Annotated in this window: 14 protein-coding genes and 1 tRNA gene; 5 read left to right on the top strand and 10 right to left on the bottom strand. The window is 64.5% G+C overall.

The features are described from left to right. Window positions 1-9: 9 nt before the first annotated feature. On the bottom strand, window positions 10-366 hold the full coding sequence (locus tag ABD714_RS07940) for a VOC family protein (RefSeq protein WP_344811776.1): 357 nt from the start codon (window positions 364-366) through the stop codon (window positions 10-12). 141 nt (window positions 367-507) lie between these two features. On the opposite strand from ABD714_RS07940, the gene ABD714_RS07935 reads away from it, so the two are divergent. Beyond that, window positions 508-581: transfer RNA gene (locus ABD714_RS07935), tRNA-Gly, on the top strand. Between the two features lie 5 nt (window positions 582-586). On the opposite strand, the gene ABD714_RS07930 is transcribed toward ABD714_RS07935, so the two are convergent. The 6 genes from ABD714_RS07930 to ABD714_RS07905 form a co-directional block, all read right to left on the bottom strand. Further along, the gene (locus tag ABD714_RS07930) at window positions 587-1,297 is read right to left on the bottom strand and encodes a tyrosine-type recombinase/integrase (RefSeq protein ID WP_344811775.1); all 711 of its coding nucleotides are present in this window, start codon (window positions 1,295-1,297) and stop codon (window positions 587-589) included. Window positions 1,298-1,673: 376 nt separating this feature from the next. Then, window positions 1,674-1,862, bottom strand: coding sequence for a helix-turn-helix transcriptional regulator (locus ABD714_RS07925; RefSeq protein ID WP_344811774.1), 189 nt, complete (start codon window positions 1,860-1,862; stop codon window positions 1,674-1,676). A 214-nt stretch (window positions 1,863-2,076) separates the two neighbouring features. Further along, complete coding sequence (locus ABD714_RS07920) at window positions 2,077-3,702, bottom strand: replication initiator (RefSeq protein WP_344811773.1); 1,626 nt, start codon at window positions 3,700-3,702, stop codon at window positions 2,077-2,079. Beyond that, a complete protein-coding gene (locus ABD714_RS07915; protein ID WP_344811772.1) occupies window positions 3,699-5,192 on the bottom strand; it encodes an FtsK/SpoIIIE domain-containing protein in 1,494 nt (497 codons plus the stop codon). Before ABD714_RS07915 ends, ABD714_RS07920 begins: the two co-directional genes overlap by 4 nt. Then, window positions 5,189-5,548 (bottom strand): helix-turn-helix transcriptional regulator, encoded by a 360-nt coding sequence (locus ABD714_RS07910; RefSeq protein WP_344812250.1) that lies wholly within the window; start codon window positions 5,546-5,548, stop codon window positions 5,189-5,191. Before ABD714_RS07910 ends, ABD714_RS07915 begins: the two co-directional genes overlap by 4 nt. 140 nt (window positions 5,549-5,688) lie before the next feature. Then, window positions 5,689-6,030, bottom strand: a complete 342-nt coding sequence (locus ABD714_RS07905) for a hypothetical protein (RefSeq protein ID WP_344811771.1) — start codon at window positions 6,028-6,030, stop codon at window positions 5,689-5,691. A gap of 238 nt (window positions 6,031-6,268) precedes the next feature. Here ABD714_RS07905 and ABD714_RS07900 point away from each other — a divergent pair, with 238 nt between their 5' ends. The 3 genes from ABD714_RS07900 to ABD714_RS07890 are packed head-to-tail and all read left to right on the top strand — an operon-like array spanning window position 6,269 to window position 7,603. Then, complete coding sequence (locus ABD714_RS07900; protein ID WP_344812249.1) at window positions 6,269-6,868, top strand: helix-turn-helix domain-containing protein; 600 nt, start codon at window positions 6,269-6,271, stop codon at window positions 6,866-6,868. After that, a complete protein-coding gene (cutA, locus tag ABD714_RS07895) occupies window positions 6,865-7,197 on the top strand; it encodes a divalent-cation tolerance protein CutA (protein WP_344811770.1) in 333 nt (110 codons plus the stop codon). Before ABD714_RS07900 ends, cutA begins: the two co-directional genes overlap by 4 nt. A 10-nt stretch (window positions 7,198-7,207) precedes the next feature. Further along, a complete protein-coding gene (locus tag ABD714_RS07890) occupies window positions 7,208-7,603 on the top strand; it encodes a VOC family protein (protein ID WP_344811769.1) in 396 nt (131 codons plus the stop codon). Between the two features lie 98 nt (window positions 7,604-7,701). On the opposite strand, the gene ABD714_RS07885 is transcribed toward ABD714_RS07890, so the two are convergent. Both ABD714_RS07885 and ABD714_RS07880 read right to left on the bottom strand, forming a co-directional pair. Continuing rightward, the gene (locus tag ABD714_RS07885; protein WP_344811768.1) at window positions 7,702-8,565 is read right to left on the bottom strand and encodes a hypothetical protein; all 864 of its coding nucleotides are present in this window, start codon (window positions 8,563-8,565) and stop codon (window positions 7,702-7,704) included. A 391-nt stretch (window positions 8,566-8,956) separates the two neighbouring features. Further along, window positions 8,957-10,774, bottom strand: coding sequence for an IS481 family transposase (locus ABD714_RS07880; RefSeq protein ID WP_344811767.1), 1,818 nt, complete (start codon window positions 10,772-10,774; stop codon window positions 8,957-8,959). Window positions 10,775-11,305: 531 nt separating this feature from the next. Between ABD714_RS07880 and ABD714_RS07875 the strand changes: the two genes are divergently transcribed. After that, the gene (locus tag ABD714_RS07875) at window positions 11,306-13,057 is read left to right on the top strand and encodes an AAA family ATPase (RefSeq protein WP_344811766.1); all 1,752 of its coding nucleotides are present in this window, start codon (window positions 11,306-11,308) and stop codon (window positions 13,055-13,057) included. Between the two features lie 201 nt (window positions 13,058-13,258). On the opposite strand, the gene ABD714_RS07870 is transcribed toward ABD714_RS07875, so the two are convergent. Then, window positions 13,259-13,912 (bottom strand): hypothetical protein, encoded by a 654-nt coding sequence (locus ABD714_RS07870; protein WP_344811765.1) that lies wholly within the window; start codon window positions 13,910-13,912, stop codon window positions 13,259-13,261. Window positions 13,913-14,346: the final 434 nt, after the last annotated feature.

The raw sequence follows: 14,346 nt of genomic DNA, 5'->3' as shown, positions 1-14,346 counted from the left end.
TCGCCGGCCTCAGTGGGGCGCGGCGACGTCGAACAGGTTGCCTTCGGGGTCGGCCAGGGTCGTCCAGACGGCGTCGTGCTCGTCGTAGTCCCCCTGCCGGGTCGCCCCCAGAGCCACCGCCCGGTCGATCTCCGCGGCCGGATCGGCGGCGAACAGGTCCAGGTGCCACTTGTTCTTGCCCGGGGTCGGGTCCTCGACCTGCAGGAACATCAGCGGTGGGAGGCTCTTGTCCGCCGGCGCCGGGATCATCGCCCAGAACTGGCTCGCCCCCGGGGCCAGCGGTAGTCCGAGGAGCTCCGACCAGAACGTGGCGAGCTTCTCGGCGTCGATGCAGTCGACGACGACCTGACCGAGGGCGATGGGCATGGCTCCGATGCTAGTCGGCACGGTGGGCATGCCCCGGTCCGCGACCGATCACCGGCCGCGATCCCGGAGTGGGCGACCGGTCCGGATGTTCGGCTAGACTGCTCCGCGCGCAGTCCCCGGGGTTCCCCGGTAGGCCGCGATGCGGACGTAGTTCAATGGCAGAACATCAGCTTCCCAAGCTGAGAATGCGGGTTCGATTCCCGTCGTCCGCTCCACAGCATCACGCCTGACCAGGGCTGGTTTCGTCAAAAACCCTTGTGGCAGCCACTTCATCGCGTGTACGAGATATGTACGAGTTCACCTGCGCCGCCGCCCCCGCAAGGTCGTTCCGAGCGATGCGCGCATACCGATCCGTCGTCGCCAGACTCGCGTGTCCAGCCAGCGCACGAACCGTCGTCAGCGGCACCTCAGCCCGAATCCACAGCACAATCGCGGTCGCCCGTAGATCGTGGAACCGCAGCCCCGGCCACCCCAGATCCTCCACCAGCGCCGACCACCGGACCTTCGTCCGGAAGTTCGAGTGATACAGCCGACCACCCAGAGGGCCGAGCAACACCAAGTCGGTAGGGCGCCGACCCGTCGTCATCCGGGCCAGGACCGGCCCCGACTCACCCACCAACGGGACCTGGCGGACGCGACGAGACTTCGGAGTCTGCAACTCACCCGCCGAGAACGCCCGACGCACTGTGACCACGCCCGTCGTCAGATCTACGTCTCCGACCTGGAGCGCCGTCAACTCGCCTGCTCGCAGACCCAGCAGGGCGGCCAGCCGCACATAGTCTCCGTACCGTCGGCTCACCCGGTCGCAAGCCGACGCCAGCCGATCAGCCTCCTCCACCGTCAGCGTCGGCGTCACCCGCTCCACACCACCCCGAGCACGCTCGACCCCCGACATGGGGCTCACCGACAGATCGCCCAACTTGACGGCCACGCGGAACAACCGAGCGAGACAGTTTAGCGTCCCAGCCACGACCGTCGGACTGACACCCTCGGCCTTCCACGCTCGCTGCGCCGACTCGATATGGGCAGCCGAGATCGCACTCACCGCCCGATGACCGAACTCCGGCACGATCCTGCGAGACAGATGCGACCGATAGGTCCGACTGGTTGACGGCGACAAACCGCCCAAGGTCGCCTCAGCCCCGACCCGCTCCAACCACCGTGACAGCGACTCTCGTGAATCCGCCTTCCGACCCCGATTGTGAACCTCCCAGGCCACCGCCTCCCGCTTCGTGGCGAAGACCTTCGTCCGCTCACCACCGCCCGGCAGGAAGATCCGACCCCGCCAGCGGCCGGTCGACAACCGACTAGCCACGACGCCTCCGCACGAAATCCGCCACATCGTCCGGGTGATACCGATGCGTCCTCGACCCGACATGCACGGACTTGATCAACCCATCCCGCCGCAGCTGATCAAGATGCCACACCGAAACGGCCAGCAGATCAGCCACCTCCTTGGCTCGCAACAACCGAGCCACCACCTCCACATCAAGCATGACCGAGTTCCTTTCCCTACGTGGTTGAGTTCTCGGCCTCCCCCGACTTGGGAGAATGTGGTCTCCGGTCTACTCGTCAAGGGCACTTCGTGTCCTGCGGATTCGCTCCGCTTCACCCTTGACGACCAGACCTCCGACCACGGGGCGGCTGGTCATCGGGGGAGGCCGAGGAATGGCCCTGCCAGCACGTCACGTTGGGGTCACTCGCGCGGGATCACGGCGACAGACCCTCAGTTGCCGAATGGTTGTCGCCAGCGTCGGCCTGCTCTTTCGCAGCTCGGTACTGGGCTTTCCAGCGGAGCCGTTCCGCGACGGCGTGCATGATCACCCGGGCGTAGGTGATCGGGTCCGGGCGGGTGTCGGTCCACACGAACCGCGGCTTGCCGTCCGCCGCCATCACGGTGGCGGCCATCCGCTCAATCTCCGGGGCCAACATGCCTGCCGCTTCCAGGGCTTCCCGAACCACCGTGGCCCGATCCGCGCGATGCTCGCTGAGGGTCTTTCCCGACCATTGCCGTGACACCAGGACCCGCCGTCCACCGAGGCCCAGGTTCTCCCGGTCATGGGCTTTGCCGTCACAGCGGCCCGGTACGAGACGAGCGGTGGCGTCTTTCGGTTGGATGCCGTAGCGGAGCCAGTTCGCGCACCGCTCCGAGCAGGGCAGCCACCGCAGCTCGGCATGCAGCCGGTCCACGTGCGCGGCATACCGAGGGCTTGGTCCACTGTCGGGGGTCACGTAGGCGTCAGCGATGGACTTCGTCAGGTACTTGGTCAGGTAGCGGATGGCGCGGTCTGCGTCGGGGGAGGGGGCGATGATGCCGGCGTAGTCGTGCTGCTTCCCGAACCGCGCCACATGCGCCGGCTGGTCGTCTTCGACCTGGTCCAACGCCTCCTGCCAGGTAGGGAGGACGGTGCCGGTGTCGGGGTCGACATAGTCCGTTCCGTCCCAGCGGGGTTTCCGGTCCATGTACACCGGCTCGTCGAAGGCGGGCCACCACACCTGCACGTACGTCGCCAGCACCACCTCTTTGACCACCGCGCGGGGGATCGTGCCCCGTAGTGCGGCGTGGAGGTGCGGGGCGAGCCGGTGCTGCGGTTCGACAGCGGCGAAGTACTGCACCTTGTATCCGGCGACGCGGCGGAGGTTCTGCCAGAACCGGTCGACCAGCCGGGGGAACAGGACCGCATCCAGGGCGGCGCGGCGGTAGTCGTAGGTGTCGGGGTCGACGGGGGCACCGGCCCGGACTTTGCCGTAGGACGGCAGCGTGAGGGTGAGGAACATTGATGGCCGGTACACGGTCCCGTCCGGGGCGGTGAAGCTGCGACCCACCGTCCGGTCCTCCGTCGGCACCCGAGGCAGATCCGGGGCATCCGACCGGCGACGAGTTGAACGAACACGCCGCTCGGTGCAACCAGCAGACCCCGGTTCGGGGGAACCCTCTATGTCGTCGGCGTCGAACGGGTCGTCGTCAGGGACGCGGCGGTCATCCCCCAACTGGTCGCCTAACCCGTCTTCGGCGTCGACGGCCCCCGTCCGATCACCCTCCGTCTCGTCAGTCTCGGCCGCTTCGTCCTCGGGTGGGTCGAGTTCGGTGTCGCGGTGCCACCCTTCGGCGCACTGCTGAATGCGCAACAGACGGGCTTTGGTCGCGCAGGCGGGGCAGACCGACTCGTGCGTGGACCCGCAGGGGATCGCGACCCGCGTATCGGTGCCGATCTCCCGGTCGAGTACCCGCCGCATCAACGGACGAATGCAGACCCCGTGGACCTGCGCGACCTCCCGCGCCATCTGCGCTGTCACCACCCCCAACGGGTCGGCCAAGACCACCGGATCAGTCATGACCCAGCCGCCGTCGTGGACCGCGAGCTGCTGCGCGGCTTCCGGGGAGCCCGTGACGGCTTTTCCACCTTGTCGACGGCGGGCAGGGCGACGGGGATCTGCACGGGTGCTCGGAAGTGGACGGCGAGGGCGCGGATCATGTCGTCAGGTACGTGCGCGACCCGAACACGGGTGACGTCGCCGCTCTCCGCGAGCACGTACCCGATCCCAGGGGTGTGGCGGGGGATCTTGTGACAGGCAGCCCCGGCCGCGACCGCGCCCTCAGACAGCACCATGACGACCTCCTCCCGTTCCCGCAGGCGGAGAGCGAAGCACTGGTTGAACAGGTGCCGTTGCGGGACGGTGTCCTTCCGGGGGTCCTGCAGGTAGCCGTAGACGACGAACCCCGGCGCCCGACCCAGAGCGAGTAGGGAGCGCAGGGCGGTGTCGGCCCGCTTCAGCAGATCCCGGTCGGTGGAGTAGGAGGTGAGCATCGCCAGCTCGTCAATCACCACGATGACCAACGGCTCCGCCGCTGTCGGGGTGTGGGATCGGGTGTGACCGGCAATCTTCTGCGCGCGGGCCAGCATCGCCGTCACGGCGTCCTCGAGGAGCACCACCGCCGCTTCCAGGGTGGTCGCTTCCCGGGTGAACAGGCGTGAGCCGAGGGCGTGCTCAACGCCGCCTTTCAGGTCGATGCCGTGGACCTGGACCAGACCGGTTCTGATGGCCGGGGCGAGGTTGACCAGCAACATCCACATCGCCGACGCCTTGCCCGAACCGGACGCGCCCGCCGTCAAGGTGTGGACCTGCACCGGTTGGTACCAGGGTCGCCCGTCCTCGGTGACCCCCATCTCCGCCGTGGTGATCGTCGGGGTCAGGTTCGGGGACGGGAACCGTGCGTCCAGCACAGCGGCGAGCGGGTCAGCGAACAGGAACCGGACCGTGCAACCCGTATGCGTGGGGTTGGGGATGACCCGGATTTGGCGAGAGCCGACGGCGACCCGGAGCCGGTCGGAGGCGGTGACGATGTCTTCGACGGTCTGCCCGACCATCAGCTGCGGCACGACTACCAGCACGTCCGGGTCCTGCCAGCCGATCCGATGCAGCATCGGCACCCGCAGTTCGGGACCGTCCTTGCCGATCACGCGCCGCGACAGGCCGCAGGCTTCCATCAGCCCACTCCACGACCGACGGACCGACCGGCGAATCCGGCGTCGCCGGCCCGGATGCGTCACGTGACGCAGGTACGAGTCGGGCCATCCACGTGCCCACACCCCCGGGACCACCGCGACCAGACCCAGCGCGGTCAACAGGAGCCACGTCTCCGTCACGTAGGCCGCGACAGTTCCGGCCATCCAGACGACGGCCTTGCCGGGTGCCCGCCACAGGAACCGGAACGGACCCGACAGCCACCACCAGACCTCGGCCAGCCCGACCCGGATCCCGTGGGCGGTCCAGCGCGCGGCCTGCGCCAGGCCGTGACGCCGGGTCGGAGTCGCCGTGGTCATGCTGCGGCGCGCTCGTCACGCACGGCCAGCACCTCAGCACGGCGATACGCCAACCGGCTGCCGTAGTGGAAGCGACGGGGAGCGGTGCCCTTGTCGAGCCAGTTCGTCAGCGTCTGCCGCGACACCCCAAGGACGGCCATCGTCTCCTCGACCGACAGCCATTGCGACCAGTCCACGGGGTCAGGGATCTCGAATGGGTCGCACCAGCCCAGGCCGAGAGCCGTGAAGCGTCGCTGCACCGCATCCGGGGTGTCCGTGCCACACCGGTACGCATGAGCAGTGCCGGTGAGTAGGGCTGCCCTGGCATCCATCACCGCCGTCGCCAGCGCATCCAGGGCCTCGACCTCGCGCGCCATCACCGACAGCCCGTCGGGGCAGCGGACCAGCACATACCGACCACCCGTCCCCGACCGAGCCTCGATGTCAAAGCTGCTCGACCTCGTCAACCGCAGACCCACCTGCACCTGCCCGCCCGACTCCGCTGCCCGAGGCACGGCTAGGCCGCTTTCGCGTCGGCGCTAGCCGGCTTGGTGGCAGACATCCCCGTGGCCGACACCGAGTAGGCGAGCCGCACGATGTCTTGGCCCGTCCCCCGGTTGCGGCCGGTCACCTTCGGGTAGGTCGAGATCGAGACTCCTTCCAGCTGCACGAAGCGGAGAGGAAGACCGGCCGCCATCGGCGGCAGTACCGGCTGCACGTCAGCCCCCATCCGCACCCGGAACGTCTTCTCGCGCGCCTCCGGATTCAGGTCGAGCACGACGACCTCCCAGAGCAGCAGACCGGTGTCGCGGTCGCGCTCCTGTAGCCGGTCATCGGGCTTCCGGGTGGTGTCGTACACCAGGACCTTCGTCACCTCGCTGACCACCGCGAGACCGTGTGAGAACTGCTGCGCAACGTCCACGTAGTACGGACCATCGACTCCACTCACCGCTACCTCCAAGGGTTCGATCCCCCGAGTGGGGGACTTATTAGTCACCATAGAGGCAGCATGCTGCCTATTGCAAGGACTGAAAAGTCCTCTTTGGGACTCGATTTGTCCATTTGGGCGCATCCGCTCGACAATTGCTGTCGTGGAGATGCCAGAAGTGATGCGCCAGCGGCGAGCCGCCCTGGGTCTGTCTCAGAGCGACCTCGCAGCCGCCGTCGGTCTGGACAAGCGGCAGGTCCGCCGTTACGAGGCGGGCGAGGCGCAGCCGACCCTGCAAGTTGCGAAGGGCCTGGCCGGGGCCCTCGGTGTCAGCCTTGACGAGCTGGCCGGCCAGGACGAGCAACGCCTGAAGATCACGGGGGAGTGGTGGTCGGCTTGGCAGACCACCAAAGACGGCCAGGAGGTGCACACCAGCCAGCGAATTGAGATCCGGCAGCGGGGCACCGAACTCGACATCGCCGCCGTCGAGCGCGGCATCACCGCCGAAGAAGGCGGCTACCTGTGGCGCGGCGTTCTCCGACTCTGGGACAACGAGATTCTGATGGGCTGGTACGCCGCCGACGATGAAGCCGTCCGCTCAAAGGGAACGCTGTACCTCGTGGTCCATCCCCACGGCCACCAGATGCGTGGCCGCTGGACTGGTCTCAGCTATGACGGACCCCTCCAATCCGGCTCCGCCGCCATCGCCAGGACCGAAGACGCCGCGACAGCCCTCCTCACGGAGATGACCAGCGGGGCCACCGCATGACCGCCGAAGTCTGCGAAATCGTCATCACCGCACCCGACGCCGAATGGGCCGCCGACTTCACGCGGACGTTGGTGGAAACGCGGCTTGCGGCATGCGGCCACCAGACCCCGATCCGGTCCATCTACCGATGGGATGGCGCCGTCCACGACAACGCCGAGACGCGCATCGCGCTCCACACGCAGCTGATCCACGCTGACGAGATCTTGCGACTCACCAACCAGTCCCACCCCTACAAGGTGCCCTGCTTCCTAGTTCAGCCAATCCTGTCGGCCAGCCCCGACTATGGAACCTGGATCATCGACTGCACTACGCGACCAGAAGCGATCTGAGCACGAACCCATGCAGACCTACGATCACGGCACCTTCCTCATCGTCCTCGACTGCGATGACCTCGAACGCGCAGCCCACTTCTGGTGCGACGCACTCGGCTACGAGCAGCCATATCCCCAATCCGGTCCCTACCTCCAGCTCATTGCACCCAGGCGCGGCGGCGTCGAACTTCTCCTCCAGCAGACCGACGACCCGAAGACTTCGAAGAACCGCCTACACCTGGACCTCCGCACACCCGACCTCGACGCCGAAGTCCAACGCCTCACCGCACTCGGTGCCCAGGCCATAACCGAACAGCCCCTGAGCGAGCACGACTGGCGATGGCACGTCCTCACCGACCCCGACGGAAACGAATTTTGCGTCCTTCAACCGCCTGCCGATTTCCCTTGGCCGGCCAGCACGTAGCCGCAACTGGTAGATTGATCAAGCGGGATTGTCAACGAGGGGTGATCTGTCACACCCACTGCCACGGCCCGCGACCAACGTAAAGCGCTTCTTATGTATCAGCTGATAACCCTAATCTTGTTGACTTTGAATAGTGGAACAGTTGTGTTCCCGCCGATCTGAGTGTCGTAAGAGTAGGACCCACTAACTGTCACGACAGCACGGAACACGTCGTCTCCGACCAGGTCCTCCAGCTTGGATTCGCTGCCAGTGAATAGTGCGTTTTCGCCGTCGAAGTAGCCATAAGACATGGTGTTTCGGTTAGCGACGTCCGCTCGGAAGGTATCAGTGCCCGTAGCCGAGTCGAACTGAGTTACCTGTCCGTACACAACGAGCACCTTGCCCTCGTATCTGTCCGGATTCTTGAAGATCTTGGCGAGAGTACGGGTGCCCACGGTTTGAGCGTTCTCAAGCTTTTTCGCAGCCTTCTCTTTCGCAGCCTTCTCTTTCGCAGCCTTCTCTTTCGCAGCCTTCTCTTTCGCAGCCTTCTCTTTTGCAGCTCTTTCCTCCGCTGCCTTCTCTTTGGCGTCAGCCTTCGCCTTGGCGTCAGCCTTTGCCTTCAGGACGGATTCATAATTCGTCTCAGCTGCAGACAGGTGGTTGGGGCAGTAATACTTTGCGGCACCCACGATTGAGACGGCAAGGTCAGGTGCTGTCTCTTTGTTGTCGTCTTTGAGGTCGGTCACTGCATGATCATTGTTGAGCAGCTCACAGATCCCACGTGCCGACTCAACGGAAGACTTCTTGTTCTCCTCCGTCCTGCTGTATCCCTCAGTGTTGTCGAGGAACCAAGCCCAGTACTCTCCGTCAACATCACGTGTCGGGGTCGGGGCCGGGGTTGCAGACGTCGTTACCGAGCTTGGTGCGGCCTCGGGCAAGTTCTCGGCAGGAGCTGAACACCCGGCGAGCACGATCAGTGCCAAGACGCAGAAGCTAGTCAGGCCCCGACGGATGCAGACTTGCATATCCATAACGTTCCCCAGCACGCTCGGCGGTGGGCGACCGTCCGAAAGATCGGTTGACCTCCGAGGCGCCTTAGTTCGGCCAGCATAGGGACCCGGCGACGTGCGCGAGGCGAATCCGGCAATCTCGTTCCTCGCGCCAGTGTGACCCCTACTCCACAGGTCGACTGTCGTCGCGGCGGGACGCAGCGGGGCGAAGGACCCATCAAGGTCACAGCTCCTGGATGCCCAAGCCACCCGCCGACACCGTCCTTCTCGTCATGCAGCGAGACGGCGGGCGACGGCGGGCGACTCTTGTGATCCGTCAGGTGATGCGCGACGTTGGTCCGTCACCTGATGTGCGACACCTGGGCTAGGAAACTGAGGGGACCGCCCGGGGTCGGTCGGCTTTGATGTTACGCACCGGGACGGTGGTGGTGCGGCGCACGACCCGGGTTTCGCCGTCGAGCTCGATGGCCAGGGTGGTGTCGGAGACGTGCACGGTGACGGTCTGATGCTGGTGAGTTCGTCCGAGAGCGACCTTCTGCAGGCAGACCATGATCACGCCGGTGTTCGACGCCCGGCGTTGCACGGTGATCGGCTCCACGGAGGGTCGGGGTGGTGGCCCGGTCGGGCGGACGCCGCGGAGGTACTTCGCTTTCCCGGGTGGGATCGGGTTCGGTCGGGTGCGGAGCAGCTCTCGGGTGTCGAGGTCGAAGAACAGCAACATAGCCCCTTCGATCCGGACCCCGACCTGGCGGCCGCCGAGGATCTCCGCGGCCAGGACAACCCGTCCGCCGAGCTGGACGGTGCCGCCGCGCGAGACGACCCGTTCGACCTCGACCACCCCGTCGGCGTCGACAGTTCCGGGCAGCGGTGGCGGGCCGGCCGGTCGGGCGCCGACGGCGCGCAGATGGGCCAGGTCGATGACGGTCAGATGCGAACGGACCGTCTTGATCCGGGTGCCACCGATGGACAGGTGGACCCAGTTGCAGTCGACCCAGAAGCTGACGAGCTGACCGGCGCGGGCCGGGCCGAGCCAGAACTGCTGCCCGCACAGCGCCATGTTCCCCGCCGCCGGCACCACCTTCTCCAACTCCACCGCCTCCAGCGTCTCGACTGCCGGCGAAGACGACGCTGCTGTCGGCGCCGGGGAGCCGGTGACGGGTTCCAGCGCCGGCGGCAGCCACAGACCGACCAGCTCCCGCTCGGCCGCCGCGGTGGGGGCGAAGCGTTGCGCCGGTGTCACCGGCAGTCGCTGGTCCAGGGCTTGATGCGGTCGGTCGGTGTTGTAGTGCTCGACCCAGACATCGACTGCGGCCTGGGCAGCGGCCACGCTGGCGAACAGGCCGGCATCGTCGAGGAAGTCCGGCCGGAAGGTGCCATGGAACCTCTCCACCTTCCCGTTCTGGTTCGGCGACGACGGTGCGGTCAGCAGATGGTGGATCCCGTTGCGGCGGCAGATCCTGTCGAACAACACCTCGGCACCCTTGCCGAACCGGTCGGTGAACTGCTTGCCGTTGTCGGTGATCACCTCGTCCGGGGCGCCGAACCGGGCCAGGGCCTGGGCGAACGCCAGACAGACCGCTCGGCTGGTGGCCCGTTCCACCACCTTCGCCATCACGCAGTACCGGGAATGATCATCGACACCGGTGACCAGCTTCGCGTCGCGAATCTCCCCGGTGATCGGGTTGACCAGCTCGATCCCGCCGACGATGTCGATACCCCACAGCTGCATCGGACCGGGCCGCTCGAACCGGACGAAGGAGGACTTAGGGCGTTTCCGCGGTCGGGCCCGCAGCAGACCTTGCCGGATCAGGATCCGGTCGATGGTCCGCTCGGCCGGCACCACCAGCCCAGGGACTGGGCGACGCAGCAGCTCCATCCTGATCCTTCGTGATCCCCACCGCGGATGCTGGCGACGCATCTCGGCCACCAGCACCTCGACATCGGCCGGCGACTGGTGCGGACACGACACCGGGCGGTGCGACCGATCCGCCAGTCCACTGATCTGCTCACTCAGATAACGAGCGATCCATCGGTGAACGGTGGAGCGGTGAACTCCTAACCGTTCCGCGACCTCGGTGACATCAGCACCCGCCAGCACCGTTCGAACCGCGTCCAGCCGCTGCTCGACAACAGACAAGACAACCAGTACCAATCCCGGCCTCCTCCAGTCCGAACGCCCCACGGGAACGTCGAACTCAGAGTGACCGAACCGGCCCGGTGTCGCACATCAACTGGCGGACGACTGTCGCACATCACCCGACGGAGGACACGGCGGGCGACTCTGCACTGCTGAATACGGCTCTAATGGATCAAGAGCGGCCTCCGGCCGCTAGGGCGGTGGTTCCCGCACAGGGACCCCCACGCCTCGGCCAGGGCCTCGGCGCACCCCCATGCGGGAACCACCGCCCTCTCGACCTCACCCACCAACGACTTCCGATTCGGCTCGAACGCTAGGTTCCTGATCCAGGTGCTCAGACGCACGATTCTCTGGAGTCCGTTGGTCAACCAAGATCAGATACACGAGAGCCCGGACGGGAAAGCCGCTGTTCGGCGGCTCGACAGGCCAACTGCATTGAGGCCCGAACGTGTGATGAGAGACTTCGCGGGTAGCAGGGTTCGACAGCCGAGATCGAGAGCCCAGCCGCGCCGCGCGGTACTCCTCGAAGGTTGCGTCAAGTTGAGATTCGGACTTTAGCAAGGAGACTCTTTCTGTATGACGATCGCAGGCAACACTCCAACATTCCGCGGATTCGCCATCGCAGGCTATCGGAGTTATGCGGACGAACTGCAAGCTCTGGCACCACTATCGAAAGTGAATCTGTTGGCCGGGCAGAACAATGCCGGGAAATCGAACGCGCTTCGGGTGGCTCAGCGGCTGCTTGAACAGAACTCAAGCCCATTAGGCGACTTGGATATACCACGCTCAGACTGGTGGTCGGGCGACCGAGCAAGAATCGCGATTGCCGTTGACCCCGCGACGGGTGCGGATCTGGGCAGTGCGCGTACCCCCTCAGCGCGTGGCGGCCTTGAAGCTGTAATAGAGCAACTCGTGACCACCTCTTCAAAGACTCGGCTGCCGAGCGAGTTGGCTTGGTTCGTCTACTCATCGGAGTTCGGCGGCAAGAGGGTTTCATGGAGTTTCGATTCCACTTGGCTGGACGCGATCCTTCCGGAATTTGATCCGGATCAGTTGAAAAACCTGTCGCTGACACTCACGAACACCGCGCACGGAGACCATCGGGCGAACTTTGAGGCAATCCTCCGAATACTCGATCCGCTACCGTATACGCCAGATGTTAAAACTATCGAGGCGTTCCGACAGATACGCTCCGACGAGTCCTCCAGCGAATTTACGCCTAGCGGTACTCCTCTCGTTCAAGAGTTATCCAGGTTGGAACGTCCTGGCGTGCTTGCTCAAGCGGACAAGTTGCGGTTCGCCGCAATCAATCAGTTGATCCAATCGGTGCTGGATGATCCAACTGCAAGACTCGAAATAGCGCGCGATCCTGAAGAGATTCTAGTTTCCCGACGTGCCGGAGAAATATTGCCGCTGGCAAGTTTGGGAACTGGTGTCCACCAGGTAGTGATCCTCGCTGCCGTAGCCACTCTTTTCGAAGACCACATTCTATGCATCGAGGAACCGGAGGTGCATCTTCATCCGCTTCTCCAACGCAAGCTTATCCAGTACCTGCATGAACATACGTCAAACCAGTACCTGATTGCCACCCACTCGGCACATCTCCTTGACGGTGCCCGCGCGGAAATCTTTCATGTCCAATACGGAGACCACGGGTCGGAGGTGACGCACGCTGGATCGCCCACAGCACTACGGTCCATCTGCGGAGATCTGGGATATCGCCCCTCCGACCTCCTGCAATCAAATGCCGTGGTGTGGGTTGAGGGTCCTAGTGACCGGATTTATCTCCGCCACTGGATTCAGATGCTCGACGCAGACTTAATCGAGCATCTGCACTTCTCAATCATGTTCTATGGCGGGCGGTTACTCAGCCACCTCTCCGCAGACGACAGCGACGTTGATGACTTCATCAGGCTGCGACGCCTGAATCATCATGTGGGCATTGTTATAGACAGCGACAAGAGCTCCGAATCGGAGTTGATCAATGCGACCAAAGAGAGAGTCTCTGCCGAAATCAAGTCAATAGGAGTTGGGTTCGCATGGGTCACTGAAGGTCGAATGATTGAGAACTACGTTCCTCATTCCATGTTCGAAGCGTCATTGAAGGAGGTCTCGACCGCAACCTCGCTGTACAAGGGCGGCCCATTTGAACACCCCTTCGACAACTCAGAGAAGCGCAAGGTGGATAAGGTGGCCTTGGCGAGAGAGGTTTGTCAAAGGTGGAGTTCCGAGACTGAATTTCCACTAGACCTGCGCCGGCGTCTAGAAGAAGTCATGGCTTTCATTCGGAGTGCCAATGGTCTAGTCTCGAGCGTTGTTGATCATTGATTGGGCGACTGCCGAAGTCGGCCCTGAGACGCGACGTGAAGCTGACGACGCAGCGAACGCGCTGCGTGGACCAACCGAGTGACAGAGGTGCCGGACTCACCTGGTCGTCAGCACACTTTGAGGGACCAACTCAGGCGACATCTGATCTAGCCGGACCGCAATTGTCCACCTGATAGGCAAGCGTCCAGGTGTCGCGCACGTCTAGGTCGTGCGGGGGTCAGACGCCAGCTGACGACCAACCTTGCGATTAGCAAACGGCTTGCGGCCGTACTCAGTTAAGAAGCTGGCGATGAGCCGACTCTCGACGTCCTCAGGGTCCAACGTAGGCGTGCGCTTCCAGGCGACAAGGAGGTCCGCGTGGTCCTTCAGCTGCCAGATGTACCGGCCACCCCAGTGCCCAACTCGCTCGCCGTTGCCGTGCCTTCGGTACTCGTCTAGGCGCTTGCGCAACCCTCGATGTCCATGAGCGCCGCCCGCAGCCTTCCCGATATAGAGAACGGTCGCGTGATCGATCCAGGCGCCCTTCAGATGATCCAGGAGCACGCCGGGGTCCTTACCCTTGAAGTGACCGGCGACGCTCGTCATTAAAAAGGTTGGCGGGTCCTTGGCCTCACGCAGCACCACGTAGACACCCGGCACTTGCGGCACTTCGACCTCTGGCAGCTCGACGAATCGGCAGAAGCCCTCGAAGCCCTCAGCAGCGAGGCCCGCTCTCGTCCACTCCATTGACCCATCCTCCATGACAGCGGACAAGCGTGTCCCGAGGTGTCCCCCAGGACTCAGACCCACCATCGACCCAACCCTCAGCAGCAGCATGTGCCGCTCGACGGCGACTGATGCATCCGGCGTGGTCATGTACGACGGACTGTACGAAAAGTCGCCAACCAGCCCGCAACGAGCCACGAACAACCGTCGAGGCTAAGCCTGAAACGGGTTCGAGCTCAGTACGGATTCGCCTTCCCAAGCTGAGAATGCGGGTTCGATTCCCGTCGTCCGCTCCACAGCATCACGCCTTACCAGCCGTGGTTTCGTCAAACACTCTCGGCGGAGCGACCTCGCCGCGCGTACGAGATATGGACGAATCGACCTGCGCTGCCGGTCCCGCGAAATCGTTCCGACCGATGCATACCGCTCGGGTCTGCTGGCAATGTACGGGAAGTGTCCGTGGCTTCGTCGGCGCGGCGTCTGATTCCCTGAGAAGATGGCGGGAGAAACACCCAGTTGGGTCTGCTGCACGAGTAGGTGACATCTGATCTGTGGTGCCGGGAGGTGCCGCTGGAAGGATGTTG

Source organism: Microlunatus aurantiacus, assembly GCF_039536605.1.
Lineage (GTDB): Bacteria > Actinomycetota > Actinomycetes > Propionibacteriales > Propionibacteriaceae > Microlunatus > Microlunatus aurantiacus.
The sequence above is the reverse complement of the archived record's forward strand: the minus strand, read 5'-3'. Positions and strand labels throughout refer to the sequence as shown.